Annotated in this window: 14 protein-coding genes; 3 read left to right on the top strand and 11 right to left on the bottom strand. The window is 39.7% G+C overall.

Features of this window, described 5'->3' with window-relative positions; all coding sequences use genetic code 11:
• Window positions 1-835 precede the first annotated feature (835 nt).
• From DW800_RS10940 to DW800_RS10915, 6 genes are all read right to left on the bottom strand, one after another.
• Window positions 836-1,027, bottom strand: a complete 192-nt coding sequence (locus DW800_RS10940) for a hypothetical protein (protein ID WP_005835040.1) — start codon at window positions 1,025-1,027, stop codon at window positions 836-838.
• Entirely contained in the window at window positions 1,014-1,598 is a 585-nt protein-coding gene (locus tag DW800_RS10935) for a zeta toxin family protein (protein WP_034523328.1), read from the bottom strand. Before DW800_RS10935 ends, DW800_RS10940 begins: the two co-directional genes overlap by 14 nt.
• Before the next feature lie 409 nt (window positions 1,599-2,007).
• Window positions 2,008-3,648, bottom strand: coding sequence for a RagB/SusD family nutrient uptake outer membrane protein (locus DW800_RS10930; protein WP_044468828.1), 1,641 nt, complete (start codon window positions 3,646-3,648; stop codon window positions 2,008-2,010).
• 28 nt (window positions 3,649-3,676) lie between these two features.
• Entirely contained in the window at window positions 3,677-6,664 is a 2,988-nt protein-coding gene (locus tag DW800_RS10925; RefSeq protein ID WP_254704531.1) for a SusC/RagA family TonB-linked outer membrane protein, read from the bottom strand.
• A 680-nt stretch (window positions 6,665-7,344) separates the two neighbouring features.
• On the bottom strand, window positions 7,345-7,536 hold the full coding sequence (locus DW800_RS10920) for a hypothetical protein (protein WP_008665776.1): 192 nt from the start codon (window positions 7,534-7,536) through the stop codon (window positions 7,345-7,347).
• The gene (locus tag DW800_RS10915) at window positions 7,523-8,107 is read right to left on the bottom strand and encodes a zeta toxin family protein (RefSeq protein ID WP_119958091.1); all 585 of its coding nucleotides are present in this window, start codon (window positions 8,105-8,107) and stop codon (window positions 7,523-7,525) included. The genes DW800_RS10920 and DW800_RS10915 overlap by 14 nt, the downstream gene beginning before the upstream one ends.
• A gap of 405 nt (window positions 8,108-8,512) precedes the next feature.
• Between DW800_RS10915 and DW800_RS10910 the strand changes: the two genes are divergently transcribed.
• Window positions 8,513-9,010, top strand: a complete 498-nt coding sequence (locus DW800_RS10910) for an AAA family ATPase (protein WP_238615589.1) — start codon at window positions 8,513-8,515, stop codon at window positions 9,008-9,010.
• A gap of 233 nt (window positions 9,011-9,243) precedes the next feature.
• Here DW800_RS10910 and DW800_RS10905 read toward each other — a convergent pair whose 3' ends face one another.
• Together DW800_RS10905 and DW800_RS10900 are read right to left on the bottom strand one after the other, a co-directional pair.
• On the bottom strand, window positions 9,244-10,704 hold the full coding sequence (locus tag DW800_RS10905; protein ID WP_016274185.1) for a RagB/SusD family nutrient uptake outer membrane protein: 1,461 nt from the start codon (window positions 10,702-10,704) through the stop codon (window positions 9,244-9,246).
• Between the two features lie 18 nt (window positions 10,705-10,722).
• A complete protein-coding gene (locus DW800_RS10900) occupies window positions 10,723-13,659 on the bottom strand; it encodes a SusC/RagA family TonB-linked outer membrane protein (RefSeq protein WP_119958089.1) in 2,937 nt (978 codons plus the stop codon).
• A 627-nt stretch (window positions 13,660-14,286) separates the two neighbouring features.
• Here DW800_RS10900 and DW800_RS10895 point away from each other — a divergent pair.
• A complete protein-coding gene (locus DW800_RS10895; RefSeq protein WP_005835055.1) occupies window positions 14,287-15,606 on the top strand; it encodes an ATP-binding protein in 1,320 nt (439 codons plus the stop codon).
• A 324-nt stretch (window positions 15,607-15,930) separates the two neighbouring features.
• Here DW800_RS10895 and DW800_RS10890 read toward each other — a convergent pair whose 3' ends face one another.
• The 3 genes from DW800_RS10890 to DW800_RS10880 form a co-directional block, all read right to left on the bottom strand.
• Window positions 15,931-17,529 carry a RagB/SusD family nutrient uptake outer membrane protein gene (locus tag DW800_RS10890; RefSeq protein WP_057282126.1) on the bottom strand — a complete coding sequence of 533 codons (1,599 nt, stop codon included), beginning with the start codon at window positions 17,527-17,529 and terminating at the stop codon, window positions 15,931-15,933.
• A gap of 20 nt (window positions 17,530-17,549) precedes the next feature.
• Window positions 17,550-20,492: a SusC/RagA family TonB-linked outer membrane protein gene (locus tag DW800_RS10885; protein WP_081027244.1), complete on the bottom strand. Its 2,943-nt coding sequence runs from the start codon at window positions 20,490-20,492 to the stop codon at window positions 17,550-17,552.
• A gap of 859 nt (window positions 20,493-21,351) precedes the next feature.
• Window positions 21,352-22,542, bottom strand: coding sequence for a site-specific integrase (locus DW800_RS10880; RefSeq protein ID WP_008665770.1), 1,191 nt, complete (start codon window positions 22,540-22,542; stop codon window positions 21,352-21,354).
• A 453-nt stretch (window positions 22,543-22,995) separates the two neighbouring features.
• Between DW800_RS10880 and DW800_RS10875 the strand changes: the two genes are divergently transcribed.
• A partial coding sequence (locus DW800_RS10875) for a carboxypeptidase-like regulatory domain-containing protein (protein ID WP_130081742.1) occupies window positions 22,996-23,216 on the top strand: 221 nt, incomplete at its 3' end.

Below are 23,216 nucleotides of genomic sequence, written 5' to 3'. Positions count from 1 at the left end.
GGGTTTGCATACCAACAAACGAAATCACCAGAGTTTTCGCGGAACTACAATATGTGTATCTTGTTGGTAATAAAGGAGGTACAATAATTCAAGAAAGTTTCAAAAGGAAGTGTTCCCCTTTGGGAGATACTCTATACATGTTCACTATACATGACAATCTACTTATATGATACTATTTGTAATAGTAATGTGCTGATTTATAATAGTCTGATTCTGTACTAATATGTTATAATCATAACGTTAGGATTTCTTTTTTTTTAAGAATGAATGCTTATGTCAACATCTATCGTTTAGTTGTTTTTTGTCAATTATTTACTTGTATTGTTTGTTACATCCATGAAAACGTAAAGCATTATATAAAATATTATTGAAATTATAAAGGTTACATAGATACCATCTTACCCATTTATCCATTTTATGCATAGAACACTATGCAATTGTCCTTATTTTAAATGGAGATATCCGTTTGTTTATTCCAAATACAAAAGTAATTGAAGTAAAGAACTCTGTAACTGCGAAAAACTACTATTGGAAGTATGTCAAAAATGTAAACCTGCCCTTTTCGGATGGAAAAACGATTGTTCAGTCAAGGTTTAGTTCTTTAATTCCCCAAAGATTTATGTAGTAAACAATGTTTTTGGTTTCTTGTTTGGGATTATATTTTTCTGATGAGGAATACCTATTATGAGAAAATATAGTCTACATGAAATTACGTCGCTTGGGTGGAGATATTTTTATCATAATCAGGAAATGCAGAATATGCTTTTGTGACCCACTCTAGCTCTCATATCGTGCGGGCAATCCAGGTTTGCTGCTTATTGAAGAAAGGATACTCCTATTGTTTCAGTTCTTCTCCATAAAGTTTACGCAGCATGATACGTGCAGGTACACTTTTAATTTCTCCATTGGGCAAGCCTTGTATAATGCATTCATTGCGCAATGCTTTTTCTTCAAGCATACGACGTTCGGCTAATGCCAAACCGAAATGTAACTTTTCGCTTAGTTCTTTTCGTTCATTCTCTGACATAACTTTGTATTTTATTAAATCGTTCAATATGATGTATATGCATCTCCATCCCCCGTCCGCCTTCAGCAACAATAATACGGGGTGTCTCGCTATTATCTGCCAATAGCCAATAGTCCACACAGGGCATATAAATATTGAAAAAGTTATTGATACCTGCTTGATAACGCCGAATCACAACCTCTTTGGGAATGTCGTGCCCACCATTACGTACACGTTGGGCTACACGCTGAATAGCCAAGTCGGGCGAACTCAACCAGAAATATATTAAATTGACTTTATATCCTTGCTCTTGCGCACGATGGACAAGGCGGGTGTAAGTTCTTGTGGCAAGTGTGGTTTCTATAGAAAAGTTTTGTTGATTTCTCAGCAATTCATTAATCCTTTGTAACATCAACCGTCCGGCTTCAATAGCCATACTTTCGGGATTGAAAGGAGATAATCCACGAGCTATTTCATCTGCATTAACAAACTCCTTGCATTCCAGAACATCCGGTAGCACAGTGTAAGATGCCGTAGTCTTACCAGCACCATTACAACCACTAATGATGTAGAGCTGTTTTTTAGAATCCATATTCATGCATTTATCTAATTGCACACATACGATATTTTTATAAGATTATGGATAATTGATAGTTATTGTTTTTTAAAAGTTGATTGTTCCGCAGGTATGAGAAGTACAGGACTCTTTTGAGAACTCCACATTTCTCACATATCATCTATCCTTATTTTCTTCTTGATGAAATATCTGTTTACCAAAGTACGTTTTACGAATTGAGGTGGAGCAAAGTACTTGCCTTTCCCACTTGCGCTATATAGATAGCCCTCCCCTCTAGTGATCATTGATGAATACCAAATGGCAGGCAAATATCCTGAGAATAGTGTGGAAACGCTTTTATTGTTCTCCTCTAATAACAGAGGGAATGCTTTATAGCATCCCCTCTCTCAAAAAACACTTTATTTATAGAATAATTCCGGTAGAATTATTTTCCTCCAAGATTCAACTCATCGTTGTAATCAGTTTCATTCAAAGGTACATCCCATGTCCATTTGTTGACACCGGAGGCAGGAATGGTTTTTGCAACGGAAATGTGAGCATTACCACCTTCGGCAAAACTGTGACGGACTATGTCGCGGTTCCATCTCTTGTAGTCGCTCCATGCAAAACCTTCACCCCAGAGTTCCAATTCGCGATAGTCCATAATTTCATTCCAAAGAGCTTCGCCACTCTTGTCGCAAGTGTATTCAGGATTACGTCCGGAAGTGGCATTCAGTTCTACCAGTGCGGCACGAGCAGCAGTCTCGTCATTCAAGAAATAATTAGCCTCTGCCTCTACCAATACCATTTCCGATGAACGGATGAAAGGCAGGTAGCTGACGCCCGGAGTGTCGAATACATAAAACTTCAGTTGTCCCCCCAGATACATATAACCAGCCTGATAAGGGGCTTCCAGGCCACTGACCGCCATTTTCTGGCAATAGGCAGCTGCTTCTTCCCAAAGAGCATCTGCTTTTTTCTCATCATCTCCCATTCCAAGAATGCCGTAGCCTAAATCCATGGCTGAACCGTCATTGAAGTTATAGCCGGGGAATTTGTCTTCGGTTAGGAACAGTGCCTTACGAGCATCGTCGTTGGGAATGCGATTAATCAGTTCACGACCGATAGAGCCTGCACCGGTCTGTTGAGTGCTCGCATAATATCCGTTACATGCATATTGAGTACCATAACTCCAATACCAATTATTCTCTTGTGAGCTACCAAAACTTCCGAAAATCCATTCACTAGTCGGATTACAGAACCCTGCATGATATTCCGCATTGCTCATAAGTGGGTAGTTCTGACGAGCCAGCTTGGCTTCTGTCAATGCTTTGGTATAATCTTGCTTGGTAAGAGCGGCACGGGCGTAGATGGCATGTGCCACATTGATGTTCGGCATCCATACTTGTGAGGCATTACGGTCCATACCGCTTTGCTCAAACAGCATGATGGCTTCATCCAAATCTTTATAAATCTGTGCGTATGTTTCAGCTAATGTGGCATAACCTTGTCCACCGGTAGATTCGTCCAAACGAAGTACTATCCCCTGCGAAGCACCATTGTTGGAATCTTGCCAGCGCCAGCAATAATAGTGTACCAGTTTTTCGAAAGCGTATGCACGAAAAGTCAGTGCAGATGCCTTGACAAAATCCCTTTCCGCTTCCGTACCTTCGGCATTGTCTATATTGGCAAGAATGGTGTTGGCATTACCTGCTATGGTATAATAGTAATACCATGCGTAAGCATCGTAAATGGAGTTGGCACGTGTGTGGAACTCTTGATTGAAGATAGGAGACCAACCGGATGCGTAGAGGTTGTAATTGTAATTTTCACTCGGGTAGCTTTCATACTGAATCATTATGTTGTTCTCACCAGCAAATCCACCTCCAAAATAGGAGTGTTGTGTTGTCATGATTTTGGCGATACCGTTCAATGCCTTCATGGCATTGGCCGTGGTACCTACGGCATCGGTTGCTCCGGTTGAGTCTGTAGGTGCTGTATCCAGATAGTCACCGGCGCAAGAAGACACCAGCATCATACCTGCCAATAGGCTTCCTGCGAACAATTTATTGATAATCTTTTTCATTTCTAATACAAATTATATGGTTATACCTTTAGAATTTCACAGTCAGTCCGAAGTTATAAACACGGGCTGTCACATACGTATCGTCCGAACCTCCGTTGAAGGAATACTGCGGATTCAATCCTTTGCGTGAAGTCAATGTAAAAAGGTTCTCTACACCGGCAGTCAGCGAAAGGCCTTCTATACCTACACTTTTCAGCCAACGCTTGGGCAAGCTGTAGGAGAGGTTCAGGTTCTTGAATACGAAGTAAGAAGAGCTTGTCAGCCAACGGTCGCTGGTGGCATTCAGGTCGGACGATTTGTAAAAGTCGGCGCGCGGAGTTCCGTTCGGATCAATGCGATTGGCAGAAGTTTCTGTCATTCCCGCAGGAACTTCTTTCCAAGAAGTCAGGATGTCCTTGTGGTAAGCGCTGCCGGCAGCACCGGATTCAGACACACCCATCAAGCTGGCATAACTGCCATCGTATGTTTTACCGCCTAAAGAATAAGTAAACAGCATGTTCAAATCCCAGTTTTTCCAAGAAAGAGCTGAGCTGATAGAACCGTAAACCGTAGGAAGTGCACTGCCGGCCCAGTCACGTTTGGCGTATGAAGTCGCGGTAGCATAGTCCGTACCGTTGATGGTAGTCAATGCACCGGCTTCTTGGGCGGCGGCTTTCTTGTCCGGATCCAGTGTATAGAGAGAAGTACCGGTCATCTGGTCCACACCTTCGAAGTGGTAAGTGTACCATTCGTAGATGGAGTGTCCTTCGGAGTAGTTTTGCATACCATGCAAGATGTCCTTTCCATCGGGCAGTTTCACGATTTTATTCTTCAGGAAAGTAGCGTCTGCGCCGATGTTCCATTTCCAGTCATTGTTGTTGATGACATCGGCATTCAAAGAGATTTCCCAGCCACGGTTGGATACGGTACCGATATTCTTGTATTGCGTCAGGTTCATCGGGGCAGTATCGGCAACCCAAGGATAAGAACCGGCAGAAAGCGGTAGGCGTACCTCAAACAGCAGGTCTTTGGAACGTTTGTCGAAATAGCCTATTTGGAAGTTCAGACGGTTGAACAGACGCCCCTCTACGGCAACATCCACCGTCTGTGTAGTTTCCCACTTGATGTCCGGTGCTGAAAGTGATTGTTTTACCAAAGCGGCTTCACCACCGTTCTTGTCAATGGTATAAAGAGCCATGTGACCATAAAGGCTTACGCCCATATTGTTACCGACTTCACCATAGGACGCGCGCAACTTCAAGGCATCCACCCAATCTACATCTTGCAAGAAAGCTTCTTGTTTCATGTTCCAGCTGGCACCAACAGAATAGAAGTTACCCCAGCGATTGTCCTTGTGGAAGCGTGAGGAACCGTCACGACGGAACGAACCTTCTACGAAATAACGGTTGTCATAATTATACTTTACGCGTGCCAGATAAGACTCCGTCTTGTCCTCATCATCACTTCCGGAAAAATAAGAGTTGTTAAGGAAATTGCCCATAGTAAGGTTTCCGTCTACAGCCATACCGGTGTTCATTCCGGAAGTGTACTTGCGCTCCCAACTATAGTTCTCGTGAGCCACCATAGCTTCCACGTTGTGTACCTGATTAAATTGATAGTTCCAGCTCAGAATTTCCTGCAAGGTTACAGTCTTGTATTGGTAGGCATAACTTGTCAAACGACCGCCATTCGTAGCACCGTCTCCAATTTCGGGATTGTCATATTTCTTATTGTTCGAAGTGCTGTTGTTCAGGTCACCTTTTACAGTTAATGAAAGTCCATACGGCAACGAGATGGTGGCAAAAGCTTGTCCGCCCAATACGTTGCGCACACTTTCCTGCTTATTATACAACATTTCGTAAGCGATGTTGCGGTTACTCAGATAAGATGAAGTGGTGTCATAAATTTTGTTACCATCGGCATCCAGTTGGTATGTACCGTCGGCATTGTGCATAAACAACGGATAGACTGGAGCCATATAACGAGTAATGTAGAACGGATTGGCGTAATAGTTGCCACTGGCATTACTGTTATAGTCACGCTTGGTCCACGAGCCAGTCAGGTTCACGCCACCCTTGAACCACTTGTTAGGTGTATAAGTAGTGTTGATACGCCCGGAGAAACGTTCGTAACCTGTGGCTTTTACATATCCTTTCTCATTCAAGTAGCCTATGGAAGAATACACGTTGTATTTCTCTCCCGAAGTGGCGGCGGAAAGATTGTATTCCTGACGGTGTCCCGTGCGTTCGATGGCATTCTGCCAGTCCAAGTCGTCATAGCCAGCCAGGCGAGTGGCAATCAGTTTTCCGTTATTGTCAAACAACTTATCACCAGCGGCATTGTAGATATTACGACCGATAGATTCACTAACCACGTGTCCCGTGGCATATGCGGCAGCATCGCTTGCCGACATGCCGGCATTGCTCATCATGGCATTCTTCTTGGCCATCCAGGTAGCTTCCATCCAGCGGTCTGCATCCAGACGGTCGTACTCGGGAATACCTCTGTTATACATACCTTGATTCATTTGCAGCGTAATACTCGGTTTGTGAGTGTTTCGTCCGCTCTTGGTTGTAATGATGACAACACCGTTGGCAGCACGGTTACCGTATAATGCAGCCGAAGCAGCATCTTTCAAGATGGACATGCTTTCAATATCATTAGAGTTTAGTTCGGCCATGTTTCCATCGAAAGGGACTCCGTCCACTACATACAGAGGATCTGAAGCACCTGAAACCAATGTACCAAAACCACGGATACGGATGCTGGGGGCAGAACCGGGTTCACCATATGTATTGTTCACTTGTACACCCGGTGCGGCACCTTCAAGTGCACCGGTTACGCTGGTTGTGATGCGCTTCTCTATTTTCTTATTGTCAACCACCGAGATAGAACCGGTCAACGATTCTTTTTTAGCAGTACCGTATGCCACTACCACAACCTCATCCAAAGCTTCTGCATTGCTTCTCATTGTCACCTTTACACTCGGCTTAATCGCCACTTCCTGCGTCTGCATACCAATATAAGAAATTACCAGAGTTTTCGCGGAACTACATTATGTCTATATTGTTGATAATAAGCAATATAAAATAAATAAAAAGAGCTCCTGAAATAAAGTATTCCTCTAGAGAAGATACTCTATACATATCCACTGTAAATGACAATCTACTTATATGATACTATTTGTAATGGTAATATCCTGATTTGAAGGAGTTTAATTCTATACTGATGTGCTATAATCATAACGTCAGGATCTTTTTTCTCAAAAACTAGAAGGGCTTTGTCAATATCTATCATTTAGTTACTTTTTGTCAATTATTTACTCGTGTTGTTTATTCCATCTATGAGAATGTAAACCCTTATGTAAAATACTATTGAATTTATAATGGTTACATAAACACTATCCTACCTATTTATCCATTTTATGCATAGAACACCATGTAATTGTCTCTATCTTATAAATGGAGATTATTCCAAATACAAAGTAATTGGAGTAAAGAATTCTATAGCTATGAAAAACTACTGTTTGGAGCATGTCAAAAACGTAATGAGGAAATTTTCTTGTAAGAGAATATAGTCCACATAGAATAACGAAGACTGAGTGGATATATTTTTTATTATAATTCAGGGGAATAAAGAATGTACTTTTGTAATCCGCACTGGCTCTCGTGTCGTGCAGACAATTCAGGTTTGCTGTTTATTGAAGAGAGGATATTTCTATCGTTTCAGCTCTTCTCCATAAAGTCTACGCAGTATGATACGTGCCGGTACACTTTTAATCTCTCCATTGGGCAAGCCTTGTATAATGCATTCATTGCGCAATGCTTTTTCTTCAAGCATACGACGTTCGGCTAATGCCAAACCGAAATGTAACTTTTCGCTTAGTTCTTTTCGTTCATTCTCTGACATAACTTTGTATTTTATTAAATCGTTCAATGTGATGTATATGCATTTCCATTCCTCGTCCACCTTCAGCAACAATTATACGGGGTGTTTCGCTATTATCTGCCAATAGCCAATAGTCCACACAAGGCATATAAATATTGAAAAAGTTATCAATACCTGCTTGATAACGCCGGAGCACAACCTCTTTGGGAATGTCGTGTCCACCATTACGTACACGTTGGGCTACACGCTGAATAGCCAAGTCGGGCGAACTCAGCCAGAAATATATTAAATTGACTTTATATCCTTGTTCTTGTGCACGATGGACAAGGCGAGTGTAAGATCTTGTGGCAAGTGTGGTTTCTATAGAAAAGTTTTGTTGATTTTTCAGCAATTCATTGATTCTTTGCAACATCAACCGTCCGGCTTCAGTGGCCATACTTTCGGGATTAAAAGGAGATAATCCACGAGCTATTTCATCCGCATTGACAAACTCCTTGCATTCCAGAACATCCGGCAACACAGTATAAGATGCCGTAGTCTTACCAGCACCATTACAACCACTAATGATGTAGAGTTGTTTTTTAGAATCCATATTCATGCATTTATCTAATTGCAAACATACAATATTTTTATAAGATTATGGATAATTGATAGTTATTGTTTTTTAAAAGTTGATTGTTGTTGCGAGAGTCTAGAATAAAAAATGAGGTTGTGCAGTTCACATTTTGACAACTTCTATCAAAAACACTTTATTTTCCAAACAACTCCGGTGGAATTATTCCCTCCCAAGGTTTAACTCATCGTTGTAATCTGTTTCATTCAGATGCTGTTCATAATTTAATTTGCAATTCCATATAAAAAAATAGGTTCCTTTGTTACAAAACTTTCTATTGGCAATCGAAAGTTTCTCTATTTATATCATAATTTTTTGTATATTAGCAATATATATAAAGAGAGGAAGATTGTGTGGATAAAAGTCTATTACGCTAAGTTATTTATGAGCAGAGAAACGAGCAAGGTGTTTGTTGCCGGCAGTAATGCCAATCTACTTAGTAAAGAGTTGGGCACTTTTTTTACTGGCAGATATGTCACTATGGAACTTTATCCTTTTTCTTTCCATGAATTCCTGAAACTAGAGCAAGTAGCAATAAAACAAGATACATTTTATGCTGCAGAAGGCAAGGTGCTACTCCTTAGTGAAATACAAAAATACCTAGGAGTAGGAAGCTTTCCTCAATACATTCAGTCAGATAATGATAACTACTTGCTTTCACTCTATACCGACATCATTTATAAGGATGTAGTGGTGCGAAACAAGATAAGCAATGAAAGGCAGCTTGGAGAGATGATGTATTATTTGGCAAGTAACGCTACTCATCGCTTTGCGTACAATTCTGTAACTAAGGCTGTCGATGTTAAAAGTCCGGACACGATAAAATCATATATAGGATTTGTGGAAGATACTTACTTGGTACGACAACTATCAATTATCTAAAGGCATAATTATTACTTTGGAAGACGAGGAAGAAATAACCGTTAATCCCCGGCAGCAGATTTCTATACGTCCTATTTGGAAATGATTGTTGCAGAAATAAAGTGGAAAAGATAGAATAACAAAAGCCGCTTACTTCACAGTGAACGGCTTTTAAAACACTTTATTTAGAAAACACCCTATCAAATAGAGATGTTTTGAAAGTTCATAAATCAGATATACTCCTTCTTACAGACTTATTTATAAGCAGGATTCTGATCATTATTTGTCAGTTCTCCATTAGCATCAATCTCTGCTTGCGGAATAGGTAATTCAAATCTATCAGAACCAGCAGGAAGGTCTAATTGACTGGTCCACAAATCGTGTCCGTCAACTCCAGTTCTTGTCAATGCTAAACCTCTACGTTTCATGTCGAATAGGCGATGTCCCTCTGCAAATAATTCACGCCTTCTTTCTTGTTGTATCTCATCTGCTAAACCGGCATCCGTTCCACTATATTTATCCAATCCACGAGCTATCCGAACAACATTTAATGCTTCTTTAGCCACATCATAATGCTGTTTGTCAGCAGCTAATTCAGCAATAATAAGATACATCTCAGAACCACGCAGCATATTGAAAGAGCCTTGTCCCATTTCATTGTTACGACTATGAATCTTTGTTGTCAAGTATCCTGTTTCACTGATATAATCGTTTGTTTCAGAATCTTTCGGGAACTGAGTTTTGCGTATATCTTTATCTTCCATTAGATTAATCAAAGCCTTTGAAACTCGTAATGAGCTATAACCAATAACAGCATCTTCATAATCATCTCCACACAAATACCAGAAAGAGGGTAATGAAAGATAGAATTGATTATCATCAGTTGGACATTCGAAAGCCCAAAGTGTTTCTGAGTTAACTTCACAGAAATCAGCTGTGTAAACTGCCGTATTCATCAAATTAACACCTTTCAATGCAGCATTGGCATGTTTGATACCATTTGTTTCATCACCTAAATCCAAATACAAACGTGCAAGAATTCCATGAGCAGCATTCGCACCGATATATGCCTTGGATGAAGAAGAATGTTGGTCCAACAATCCACATGCTTTTTCCATGTCAACGACAAGCTGATTATAAACATCTTTTACTGTAGCACGAGGAAGGTCTTCTGTTCCAGAAGAAATACGTAAAATTATGCTCGGATTATCCGGGTACTTGTTTACAGGTTTGGCATACATTCTTACTAAGAAATGATAAGTATAAGCTCTTAGAGATAGCGCTTCACCTTCAATTCTGTTACGCTCTGCACTTTCTGCCAGGTTTCCGATATTATCCAAAATGGCATTCGTATTATCTATGATACTGTAACATCCCTTCCACGGGTCATCAGTATAGGTACTTCCTGGAGAAACTGTATATTGATAAGGAGACACAAAACGTCCATAATTGTAGTTGGGGTCAGGTGTCACCAATGCGTCATCTCCCATAATGTCAGGCAAGAAGAAAATATATTGGTTGGTCATATGAGCCAACCAGCCATTGGTCAACCAGTCATAAGCACCGGTCAACACTTGCTGCGCACCGTCTATCGTAGTAAAGGTGTTAGAATCGGACATTTGGTCCGAAGAAGTAGTATCCAAAAAATCATCACCGCAATTTGCCAAGCTAAGACCTATTGCAAGTGCTATTATAGTTTGCTTTATTCTATTCATCGTAATCTCAATTTTAAATTAGAAACCAACATTTATACCAAATAAGATTGTACGAGGCAATGGAACCGTACCTGCACCGTCCAATACTCCGGTTACACCTCCCAATTCCACATCGTAACCTTTGAAACTACCATCCAAGTTCCATACACAGATATTCTCCAGACTTCCAAAGAAACGTACTGTCTCCAACTGTATCTTCTGTGTCCATTTTTTTGGTAGAGTATAACCTAAGTTGATATTTTTAAATTTAATGAAATCTGCATCGTGCAAATAGCGGCTTGATGTAGAATGAGAACTTGAAGTGTTATTGGGCAAGAATGCAGGATTCGGAGCGTTTGGATTCTCTTTTGTCCAATAATTCGCTTGATCTTTGATGGCTTGATAACCGTTGTTGTTACCATCATTCAGCAAATTGGCTTCGTACGCATCATATATCTTTCCTCCAAAACTATAAGTAAAGAGGAATGAAAGGTCTAATCCTTTAAATGTAAATGTGTTATTCAAACCTCCAAATACATTGGGAAGTGCAGAACCAAGTTTGTATTTGTCTGCAGTAGAGTAAGTTGAAGTGGTAGTTCTTTCACCTGTCGGATTACCTTTATCATCTTTTACGTCTTTATACCAAAGTGGAGCACCGGTTTCTTTATCTACTCCGGCCCATTCTTGCATGTAAAATTCATAAAGGCTGTAGCCTACCGTACGAACTTTTGTACCAACAACTTCCTGTTCTTCGGGATAAGAAGTGATTTCATTCTTGTTAAAAGAGATATTGAAGTCGGTTCCCCAATTAAAGTCTCCGGCTTGAATATTCAGGGAATGCAAATCTACTTCTATACCAGAGTTGCGCATACCACCCAAATTAGACATAATTATGTCCAACCCCGTAGAACCGGCTAAAGGTTTTTCCAATAACAGTTCATCAGAGTTTTTGATATAATAGTCAATGGATCCATGCAGGCGACTGTTAAGTACTGCAAAATCCAACCCCACATTGAAGTTTTTGGATTTTTCCCATGACAAATCAGGATTTGCTAATTGAGAATGTCTGAAGCCAGACTCTCCGTTATAATTGGCTCCACCTTCATAGAAAGCTTGGTAACCATATAAGTAATCAGATGTTTTGTTACCTGAAGTACCATAGCTGGCACGTAGTTTCAAGTCATCGATCCAGGTAATATATTTCATGAAGTTTTCTTCGCTGACGCGCCAATTTAATCCGACACTCCAAAATGTACCATAACGATGTCCCGGTGCAAAACGTGAAGAACCATCGGAGCGAATACTGAATGAGGCAAAATATTTATTCTGATAATCATAATTTAATCGACCAAAATAAGAAAGCATGCGCTCTTTATCTGTTACAGAACCTACTTCTTGCGGAGTAGCAGCTACATTCAGCTCTGTCAAACCACCAATCGGAAATTTTGTTCCTTGTGCATAAGTGCGCTTGTACTCTTTATTATAGATTTCATAACCAGCCAATACCGAGAAGTGATGGTCTTCCTTTATGTTGAAATTATAATTTAATGTACTGGTCAATCCAAAAGTGTTGTTCCAAATGGCATATTTGTACAGGCGTCCTTGTGCAGCTTTACCATTACCATGCTCCGCATTATACCATTGCGTTTCATCCAAATTAATATAATCATATGAAAGACTTGTTTTCCAATGAACTCCATAAAAGTTGAAATCCACGTAGGGATTTACCAAAACACGGTATGTGTTAGTTGCATATTTGTCAGTTTGTGCAAATGATATAACATTCATATCCTGAAATATGGGATTCTTGAAGTTATAAAGAGGTTTGCCATTCTCATCATATTGCATTTGGAAATTTTCATCCAAATCATATACTGGAACAGCATTGGGTAGGAAAATACCATTAGTCAAAGGACTAGCACCACCACCTCCACCTACAGGAGTGTTTTGTTTTGCCAAAGAGAAAGTGGAATTGATACCCATACTGAACCAAGGTTTAATTTCGGTTGAGACATTTGCACGACCTGAATATCGTTCAAAATCCGAACCAATCACAATACCCTCTTGATTCATATATCCCATAGAAATGAAGTATTTTGATTTCTCGTTTCCTCCATTTACACTGATATCGTATTCTTGTGACATCCCGGTTCTGAAGACTTCATCCAACCAATCGGTATCAATCATCAATTGAGCGCCAGATGTCAAGTCGCCAGAAGCATCCAGAGGGTTAGCAACATTATATGGATTTCGCCCATACATGCTTTGTGTGGATTTGTTGGCTGCAGCAGAAGCTTCTTCTGAGGACATGCCTTTAGCAATATTATTATTATAGAAGCCTCCATAATACAGAGCATAATGTTCGGAGGCATTCATCAAATCATAACCACCAGAAGGGAGTTTGGAAGATGACATTTGAGCTTTAAAGCTAACCTTGGCTTGTCCTTTTTTACCCTGCTTCGTTGTAATCAGAATAACACCATTGGCCGCACGTGATCCGTACAGAGAAGCAGCAGAAGCATCTTTTAAGATGGTAATAGACTCAATATCATTCGGATTTAAGTTTGAAAGTGGATTTGCACTTGTCCCATATTTACTGGTATTTGCAACTTCACTTAAGTTTGCAGCTTCAATAGCAACTCCATCTATAACATAAAGTGGGGTACTTGAGGCAGACATAGACCCGATACCACGAATACGTACCTGTGTAGACGAACCCGGTTGACCGGAGACACTTGCGATCTGCAGCCCAGGAGACAATCCTTGTAATGCTTTCTCAAATGAAGTAACTGGAAGCTTTTCCATATCACTGGATTTGATAGTAGCAACAGAACCTGTTAGTGAGTTCTTCTTTGCAGTACCATAAGCTATGACTGTTACTTCATCAAGAATTTCACTGTCGGACTTTAAGATGACTCTTAAAGAAGGTGCGACAGCCACCTCTTGCGTTTGCATACCAACATACGAAATTAGCAGAGTTTTCGCGGAACTACAATAACTGTATTTTGTTGATAATAAGTAATATATAATAAGCTCCAAAACGCTAAAACAGGGAATACTCTTTCCACAGTTATTCTATATACGTCCACAATAAATAATGCTCTACTTATGTGATACCATTAATAGCTGTAATGTTTTGATTAATAGCTGTTTGTCCCTGCATTAATATATTGTGGCTATAAAATTAGGATTTCTTTTTTTTAAAAGAATGAATGATTATGTCAATATCTATCATTTGAACATTTTTCGTTGAATATTTACTTATATTGTCTATCACATCCATAAGAATGTTGTATTTCATGTAAATACTATTTAAAATTATAAAATACCATTCTCATTTCGAATAGAGATAAACATTAGTTTATTCCTATTTCACATAGAAATATTCTGTATTCCTTGTATAAAACTAATGAACTTATGAGATCGTTTCTAAAGGAACCATAGTTTCTTGTGTAAAAGTTCAAAGGGAAATTCATGCTATACAAATATTGTCTCTTATTTGTATTATAATACCATTATCATTATATTTGCGTTATCGTAATGTGCATTACGGTAATGTACATTACGATAACGAAAGAGTTGATATAAAATAAAAGGTGTATTATGAAATTCTATAATAGAGAAAAAGAATTGGCTATTTTAAAGAATATAGCAGAACAGTCTCAAGAAGAATCGCAAATGACGGTTTTGGTAGGAAGAAGGCGTATCGGTAAGACCTCACTCTTATTGAAGTCAACGGATGGAAAGCCGACATTGTATTTTTTCATCTTACGCAAGGCAGAGAATCTTCTATGCCGTGACTTTATAGAAGAGGCAGAAATGAAGTTGAATTTTCCTATAGGAGAATATTCTTCCATAGGAAAGCTATTCCAACATTTAATGTTACTTTCAAAAGAACGGCCCTTCAATCTTATTATTGATGAATTTCAAGAATTGGATAGAATAAATCCTTCTGTGTTTGGAGAGATTCAGAAAGTATGGGATTTGCATAAAGACAGTAGCCGAATGAATTTACTTATAAGCGGCTCTATTTACTCATTGATGCATAAAATTTTTGAGAATAATAAAGAGCCACTTTTCAGCCGTGCGGGAAAAATTATACGTTTACAACCATTCAGGGTCTCTGTCATAAAGCAAATATTGGCAGATTTTCACCCAGGTTACACTCCCGATGACCTTTTGGCGCTATATACCTTTACAGGGGGGGTAGCTTGGTATATTGATTTGTTCATGAAAAATAAGGCTTTTACCCGTACAAAAATGATTCATTTCATGACGGAAGAGAACTCTTTGTTTTTGACTGAAGGAAAGAATCTTTTGATAGAAGAGTTTGGTAAAGAATATACCGTTTATTTTTCTATATTAGAATGTATTTCTCGCGGACTGACATCTCGTGGAGATATAGAAACAGCATTGAACGGAGTAGAAATAGGCGGTTATCTCTCACGTATGGAGAAAGATTTCTCTGTAATCAGTCAGCGTAAACCTATTTTTGCTCGTCCATCCTCCAAACAAGTCAGATACATTATTGAAGACAATTTTCTATCTTTTTGGTTTCGATTTATTTACAAGTATCAGAATTTGATAGAGGCCGGAAACTTAGCCTATCTGCGTAATATTATAGAACGGGATTTCCCTACATTTTCAGGATTGATGTTGGAGCGTTATTTCAAAGAGATGTACATAGAGGCCGGAAGATATACAGACATCGGAGGATTTTGGGATAGAAAGGGAGAGAATGAGATAGATTTAATTGCTGTTAATGAATTTGAGCGAACCATAGAATTCGTAGAGATTAAACGTAATCCGGAACGGATAGATTGGGGGATGTTGAAGAAGAAAGGAGAATATTTTCTCACTATCAATAAAGAATGGAAAAACTGCTCTGTTTCCTATAAAGGACTTTCTTTGGAAGATATGTAACCTTAAATAATACTTCCCTTAAAGTCTTTTGCAGGATTAAAGAAAGAGAAGCCGCTCATTTCACAATGAGTGGCTTCTTAAAAACACTTTATTATGAAATTCCGGTCTATTCAACCGGATGAATCATCATCATAGTTGTCACATTATTATTGTTTGGGTAATGCAACTAGTTAGTCTGCGCAGATAATTCTTTTGACAGAAAAATGAAGGAGCACTTAAATGAAAGAGAGAGTACTTCCGTATCATTCTTTTGTTGATTCATATAGAAAAATCGGTAAAGGCAAACTACTTTTACCGATTTTTTATGACATGTCCTTTGAGGTGTTAATTCTGATCGGTCGGAGAAAGCTGAGAATTGTTCTCTATTTCCGAGAGAGGTAATTGATAAAGGAACGGGCGTTCTTCCTGATTATAACGGAACTTACCGGCAGAGAAATGATTATTGTTTTCTGCACCCCAAGTTTCGTCCGTACGGTCTACAGGAATGTTCAAACGACGATTATCGATGTATTCCAAGCCTTCGCCCCAGAATTCTACACGTTTCTGATAAATGATTTCCTCTATCAAGTCGGCCTTGTTTGTAAAGGTGTAATTATAGTCAGGCTGACGGGTCTTCATGAAGCTATTCAGTTCAGTTATCGCATCAGCAGAGCCCTTGTGAGCCAAGGCTTCCATCTTTATCATGTAAGCCTCTTCCGAACGCAGGTAAATATAATCTCCCAATTCCCATCCGCTGAACACACCGGCCTTAATGTTATCACGGCCCGTACCGATAAATTTCACAGTCTGATATTCCACAGAAACCGGATACTTAGTATCACGGATCAATGTCACACGCTTACCAGATGCATCTGTTACACCTGTAGAACGGTCGCAGCAGAACCATTGCAGACGAATATCAGTATCCGCGATACGATCTACTAACGGCTTAAAGGCAGCACGCCATACGCCGATGCCGGCATATCCATCGCCATAAGTATCCATCTGCGAGAAGAAAGACATATAAGTCGTACTATTATCTGCTGTAATATCGCTGCCGAATACTACATCCGGCAAACTGATGTTGCTGAATCCTTGCAGTATCTGGTCTTCACTTTGCAATATAGGGAAATTATCAATCACCACTTGCGCATACTTTATCGCTTCATCCCATTCATGGATAACCATGTTTGCGCGAGCCAAATGCATGGCTACTACGCAGCCATCCATATCAGTGGGTGAGGAAGTGCGCGTCATATTCAAACCCTTGAACAAGTCGAAAGCAGTAGTAAGGTCGCTCTTGATTTGTTCATAAATTTGAGCTACAGTAGCACGCGGTTGGTCGCCTTCTGTATCCTCTGTAATAAGCGGTACACACGGGGATTGCGAGAAATCATATTTTTCTCCACGCCCCCATTTTGTTCCATCTGCACCGGTATAGTAGGAATGCTGATATAGATAACTCAACTGCAAGTAGGCATAGCCCCGGAAACCAAGGGCGATGGCACGATATTTTAAATTGGCAGGATCTTCACTGCTGGGGTCAATCAGCTTAAGAATGTTATTGGCATTGGCTATGACACGATAGTATTCTTTCCACCGGTTGTTGGTCGGAGTATAGTTCTGTTGCCAGTAATCCAGCAAATAATGATACAGACTCATGGCAAAACGTCCGGTCATAATCATGTCGTTGCCCATCAGTGATGTCAAGTAATCAAAGCTCTTCTGACCGAAATAGTTGTGACTCATATCGGTGTCAACAAACTGCTGCATATCAGAATACATGCCTGCTACAGCAGCAGAAAAAGCCTTGTCAGGATCTTCCTGAGCCACATTACCCAGTTGGTCTTCAGTCAAATAAGCGGTAACATCAGCGTCTTCAACGCAGGATGTAAGCAGACCTCCGACAAGGAGTGCCTGCATCATATATTTCATAATTTTCATATACAATTTTATTTTTTAGTTTAGAATGTAAGGTTGATACCTCCGGAAATCACACGCATCGGAGAATAGCCTCCATATTCTTTATCAGAACCAGACATTGCTACGCGAGGGTCGAATCCCTGACGCTTGGACCACAAGGCAAGATTATCTGCCGTAGCATAAATACGCAGTTTCTCGACACCGAATTTCTGCATCAGATTTTTTGGCAATGTGTAACCCAAAGTGATGTTACGGATGCTGAAGTAGCTGGCCTTTATCAGGTTGAGGTCTGACTGTTGGGTGAAAGAATTGGAAGCATTGTTAGCATTCCAAATAGGAAGTGAACCTGTGCCTGTCTCCGGGTTAAACGTCTTCCACATATCCTTGTTATGACCTACGTAGAATGAAGAACTCATACCAGACAGATAAGAGTAGTCATAAGCATAGCCACCAATCTGGAAAGCCGTTGCTATAGAAAGGTCAATGCCCTTGTAAGAGAAAGTAGTGCTCAAACCACCGTTGAAATCGGGCAATGCAGATTTGCCGATGAAGCAACGGGTTGCATCTGCATAAGTAGTGGTCGTGGTACGGCCTATCACTTCCCCTTGTTCATTTGTCTCGTCCATGTACCACATGGCATTTCCTTTTTCGTCCATGCCGGCATACATATAAGTATAATATTCAAAGCGGCTCTTGCCTTCGCGCAGGTTGAACGGACCGGAAGTGATACCATTTTCACGGTTTTCTTCGGGCAGCGTCACAATGCGGTTCTTGTAATGAGAACCCACGAGCGATACCGTCCACTTCAGGTCGGGCTGATTGAAGATATCCACATTCACTTCAAACTCTATACCGGTGTTTTTCATCGCACCCAGGTTTTCCCAGTTATACGGACGTCCGGCTGTAGAGTAAGCCACAGGACGCTTGAAGAGCATATCGTCCGTACGACGATAGAAATATTCGAATGAACCGTATACTCTGTCGAACAGACGGAAATCTACACCCACGTCAAAAGTCTTCTGCTTTTCCCAAGTCAAGTCCGGATTACCGTAGAATTCCGGTGAATAGCCCAACTCTGAACCATTCCAAGTAACAGTGTACTGGTCTTGGTAAGGTGTGTACACATAGGCATAGTTATAATCTGAAAGAATACTTTCATTACCCTGAGTACCATAAGATGCACGCAATTTCAAATCGTTTAACCAAGACCCCGTTCCCTCCATGAATGCTTCGTTGGAAATACGCCAAGCGGCACCTACCGACCAGAAATTACCCCAGCGGTCTAAGAAACGGGAAGTACCGTCGCGACGGAAGGCTGCAGAAAGATAATATTTGTTGCTATAGTCGTAGTCTGCCATACCGAAATATCCCTCGATGTTATGGTTTGCCGTGTAGCTGTTGATGTATTGCATTTGTCCACCGTTGTCCAATTCCGGATTGTTCGGATTAAAGAAGTTGGTTTTCTGTCCTGCCAAATACTGATATTCATACTTATAGTACTCGTGACCTATCTTGGCCGACAAGTGGTGGTTATCGCCAAATACATTGCTGTAAGCCAGAATCTGGTTGAAGTTGGTAGTTGTAGTGTTGTAGCTCCCTTTTGTACCACGACCACCGAAAGACTGTCCGTCACCGATGAGCGGAGTGTAGAATACTGTCTGGCTGCTGTTCGTGAAATCATAACTGTAGTTTGCTGTAAACTTGAAATTCTTCAAGAATGAAATTTCCAGATATGAGCGTGAGGTCAGGTTATTGTATACAGTTTCACGAATATCCTCTTTCATATTGGCTATCACATTCTGGTTAGTAGCCGTAGGACGTTTAGATGTGCCGTCTGTTTCACCGTTTCCGGCATCATACATAGGACTTCCGTCTTCATAATATTTCATGTTACCTTCTGCATCATAGGCATGAACCGGGAAGATAGGAGCCCAAGAGCGTGCCACGTCAAAAGGATTGGAGGCTGCTCCGGCATTCTCTTGCACACCGTTCTGGGTAGCTTTGGAATATCCTACATTGGTTCCTACTTTCAGCCAAGATTTCAGCTGGGAGTTTACGTTAGCGCGAGCCGTAAAACGCTCATAGGAAGAGCCTAACACGTAAGAGTCATTGTCCAGAAAGCCCATAGATACATAGTAATCTGTGCGGTCGTTACCACCTGATGCAGATACATTGTACTCTTGACGGAAAGCGTTGTCAAACAAGGCATCGGCAAACGAATCATTATAACGCAGACGTGCATTGGGGTTAAGTTTCCCATCGGGTGTTACCAGATACTCTCCTTGCGGGATGATGTAAGCATTGTAATTACCCAGTTCGCCCAGCAAATCCTGACTGGCTGCTAAATTAGAGTCTTCAATGGAGTTTCCGGCTGCCCAATAGGTATTACGAAGGCCATACCAAGATAAACGGTAGAACTCTCCCGGATCGGTAGCCATGTCATAGTCCTTGTATGCACGCTGTGTCACACCCCAGGTACCGTTAAAGTTGATGGCCACCTTGTCTTTGCGTCCGGTCTTGGTAGTAATCATAACCACACCACCAGCTGCACGGGAACCATACAAAGAGTTGGAAACGGCGTCCTTCGACACGTTTACCGAAGCAATATCCGTAGGGTTGATGTCCGACAACTTACCATTGAAGGGTACACCATCTACTACAATTAGCGCATTGTTGCTGGCCGAAATAGAACCGATACCGCGCAATACGATGTTGGCATCCTTTCCCGGCTGACCAGAAGAACTTACAACCTGCAAACCAGCCACAGCTCCTTCGAGTGCATTTGACACTGATGTAGCTTGTGAATTACTGATAATCTCATTCTTTACACTACTGATAGAACCCACTAAATCTTGTTTACGTTTAGTGCCATAAGCCACTACTGTTACTTCATCAAGTATCTCTGTATCAGGCATCATAACCACTTTTACGCTCGGTTTGATTACCACTTCTTGAGTCTTCATACCGATGTACGAAATCACCAGAGTTTTCGCGGAACTACAACACTCTTATTTTATTAATAATCAAGCGATTATACCATGTAATAGAAATCACTATAGCGAAATTTCCTTTCTCACAAGGTGTATGTATAGGGGTACAATGTATAAAACCTTACTGCTGTGATACTATTTGTTGGATTAATGACTTGGTTATCATATGTATATCATAAAGTTAATACGTTGCTTAAAGATTTTAAATGATTCTTCCTCTTATATGAAGAATATCTTTTGTCAACATCTATCATCCTAGCTGCTTTCAATGAAGCATTTACTCTACATTGTCATTTTATTAGCGAAAGTACTAAAGTCTATGTAAAAGAATATTTCAATAGCTTCAAAAAACAGTAAACTCAAAACTTTGTGATTAGCTAAACAATCAAGACAACTGTTGTTTCTTCATAACAGTTTTCATCATTTTTGCTTCCACACTTCCACCCGCTCCTTGTATCCCTCTATTCATCGGCATTACAGACGCTGTGGAAGCAATGCAAAAGTGTGGAAGCAAAATTTGCTTCCACACCTCCAATCAGTCTTAAATATTGATAACACACCAATGTCAATCTTCTATTTACACTATACTATACTTAATTGATTCTCAGCAATTTCTTACTGCAAAATTTTGCAAACCTATTGCAGCGATACTGCAAAGCTGTTGCAGTGGTACTGCAAACTAATATGCAGCGCGGCTGCAAGCAATATGCAGTGATACTGCAAACAATATGCAGTGGTACTGCAAAACGTATGCAGTAAGTTTGCAGCGAGCAAACTGAAACTGAATAGTGAATGAACAGACTTTAAAGGAGAAGTATATGACTAACGATATGAAAGTGTAGTATTGGCTATGCTAAGTTCGTGTTTTTTTAGGCAAAGGCATGAGTGCATGGTTCTTTTCTAAATCATGCACTATAGTCATATCCATTACATTTGTATACACTTGTGTGGTTTTAACACTTTTATGCCCCAATAATTTTTGCACCGTTGTAATGTTTACTCCATTATAAATCAATAGAGTTGCATTAGTATGGCGAGCAGTGTGAAATGAAATTTTTTTTGATAAACCAGCTAGGCGGGAAATCACAATTAAATCCTTGTTCACATTAGAGTTATCCCTTAAATGAAAGAAGCTTTGTAAGTCATCCCGATATTTGTCCAGAATAACAAGCCCTTTTCCTTCGAATAAGAGATAAAGAGGTAATCTGACTTCTGTACTCGTCTTTATGGATTTATAAATTAGCCAGGTTTCTTGACGAATCTCCACGATGTTATCGGGTGATAAACTGATAAAATCAGAATATCTCATTCCTGCATAGCAACAAAACAAGAATGCATCTAAAGTCTTTTGCAATTTAGTATATCTGCCAGCCAAGCTTAATTTCTCCAACTTCTCCAACTCTTCAGGAGATAAGTGCGTATGCTTGTTTTCTATAGTTTTAATCTTGTACTTTCGAAAAGCGTATTTTTGTATCTCCATATAATCCTTGTTGATGGCGACATTTATATGTCGCTTCAGATGCTTCATATGTTTGGCTATCGTATTTGTGTGATAACCTCTTGATTGCAAGAAATATTCAAAGGAGGATATGAATTCGAATGTTAAATCAGAAAAGGTTACATCCTTTTTGAACTGTTGTAATAATGAAAGAGTGGAGAGATGATTTCGTTTTGTGCTTTCTTTTAGAGTAGAGTTTGCTATCTCTTGCCTAAAAAAAGGAATAAAAGCGGTTTTGTTTTCGCTTGTGCTCAAAACATCCTTTAGTAACTCTAATGAAATACGCCTTCCTTGCTGCCACAATTCCAACTCTTTTTTTTCTATCATAGCCATGAACTCATATATCAATCTATTCAGCGCATCTGCATTAGGATGATTCTTCACAATAAGCTTTTTATTGTCCCACTGTTCTGGCTTTAAATAAACTTTGGTTGAAAAATACTTTTTCTTTCTGTCCAAATAGGCTTCTACTTGTACCAATGCCATTCCTTTTTTATTCAGGCTTCTTTTTCTGTTGTACACTAGATTGTAAATAATCTTACTCATTTTACTTGATTTTAATTAATACCAATAACAAATAAGACGATATTCTGTGCTCGATGGGATTAGAATAAGAATTAATATCTCTAAAAAGTGTCTTTTTGTGTTTAGCTATTAATCGGTATTTAGCCTCCGGGAACTCTCAATTTGTTTCAAAATCAGGTCCGTTCTCTGTTTTAGCGGCTTATTTATTAACCATTTTGTTTTAAAATATGTGTATTTCTTGGAAAAATCATCCTAAAAGAGAGAATCATAGTGATAGTAAACATAAGCCAGTTTAGGTTTTTTAAGTGTGAAAAATCTGTTATTAAGCATAAAGTGACATGTTTAATTAACAAATTGATAGATTTACAAGGTTTTTTCAATAAAATAGTTGTTCGTTTCAGTTTTATTAATATATTTGCACTTTGTTAGAGTAAAGAAACAATTAATGTAAAGTTAAACTTTAAGAGAGAATTTATGAAAAGAAAATTAATGCTGTTATTGGCCTGTCTTTTTGTCGGAATAGGCCTAGTAACTGCCCAAACCCAGAAGGTTACAGGTGTTGTAATTTCTGAAGAAGACGGGCAGCCAGTTATTGGAGCCTCTGTATTGGTAAAAGGTACACAAATTGGTGCTATTACCGGTGTAGATGGTGATTTTACATTACCAAACGTACCAAGTTCCGCGAAAACTCTGGT

The organism is Bacteroides sp. AM32-11AC, assembly GCF_003603515.1.
Taxonomy (GTDB): domain Bacteria; phylum Bacteroidota; class Bacteroidia; order Bacteroidales; family Bacteroidaceae; genus Bacteroides; species Bacteroides uniformis.
Note: the sequence above shows the minus strand (reverse complement) of the source record. Positions and strands in the feature narration are given on the sequence as shown.

What these genes read in the sequence shown, in the direction of transcription:
- DW800_RS10940 (WP_005835040.1), bottom strand. Translation starts at nt 1,027, where the DNA reads ATGTCAGAGAATGAACGAAAAGAACTAAGCGAAAAGTTACATTTCGGT.
- DW800_RS10935 (WP_034523328.1), bottom strand. Translation starts at nt 1,598, where the DNA reads ATGGATTCTAAAAAACAGCTCTACATCATTAGTGGTTGTAATGGTGCT.
- DW800_RS10930 (WP_044468828.1), bottom strand. Translation starts at nt 3,648, where the DNA reads ATGAAAAAGATTATCAATAAATTGTTCGCAGGAAGCCTATTGGCAGGT.
- DW800_RS10920 (WP_008665776.1), bottom strand. Translation starts at nt 7,536, where the DNA reads ATGTCAGAGAATGAACGAAAAGAACTAAGCGAAAAGTTACATTTCGGT.
- DW800_RS10915 (WP_119958091.1), bottom strand. Translation starts at nt 8,107, where the DNA reads ATGGATTCTAAAAAACAACTCTACATCATTAGTGGTTGTAATGGTGCT.
- DW800_RS10910 (WP_238615589.1), top strand. Translation starts at nt 8,513, where the DNA reads ATGAGCAGAGAAACGAGCAAGGTGTTTGTTGCCGGCAGTAATGCCAAT.
- DW800_RS10905 (WP_016274185.1), bottom strand. Translation starts at nt 10,704, where the DNA reads ATGAATAGAATAAAGCAAACTATAATAGCACTTGCAATAGGTCTTAGC.
- DW800_RS10895 (WP_005835055.1), top strand. Translation starts at nt 14,287, where the DNA reads ATGAAATTCTATAATAGAGAAAAAGAATTGGCTATTTTAAAGAATATA.
- DW800_RS10890 (WP_057282126.1), bottom strand. Translation starts at nt 17,529, where the DNA reads ATGAAAATTATGAAATATATGATGCAGGCACTCCTTGTCGGAGGTCTG.
- DW800_RS10880 (WP_008665770.1), bottom strand. Translation starts at nt 22,542, where the DNA reads ATGAGTAAGATTATTTACAATCTAGTGTACAACAGAAAAAGAAGCCTG.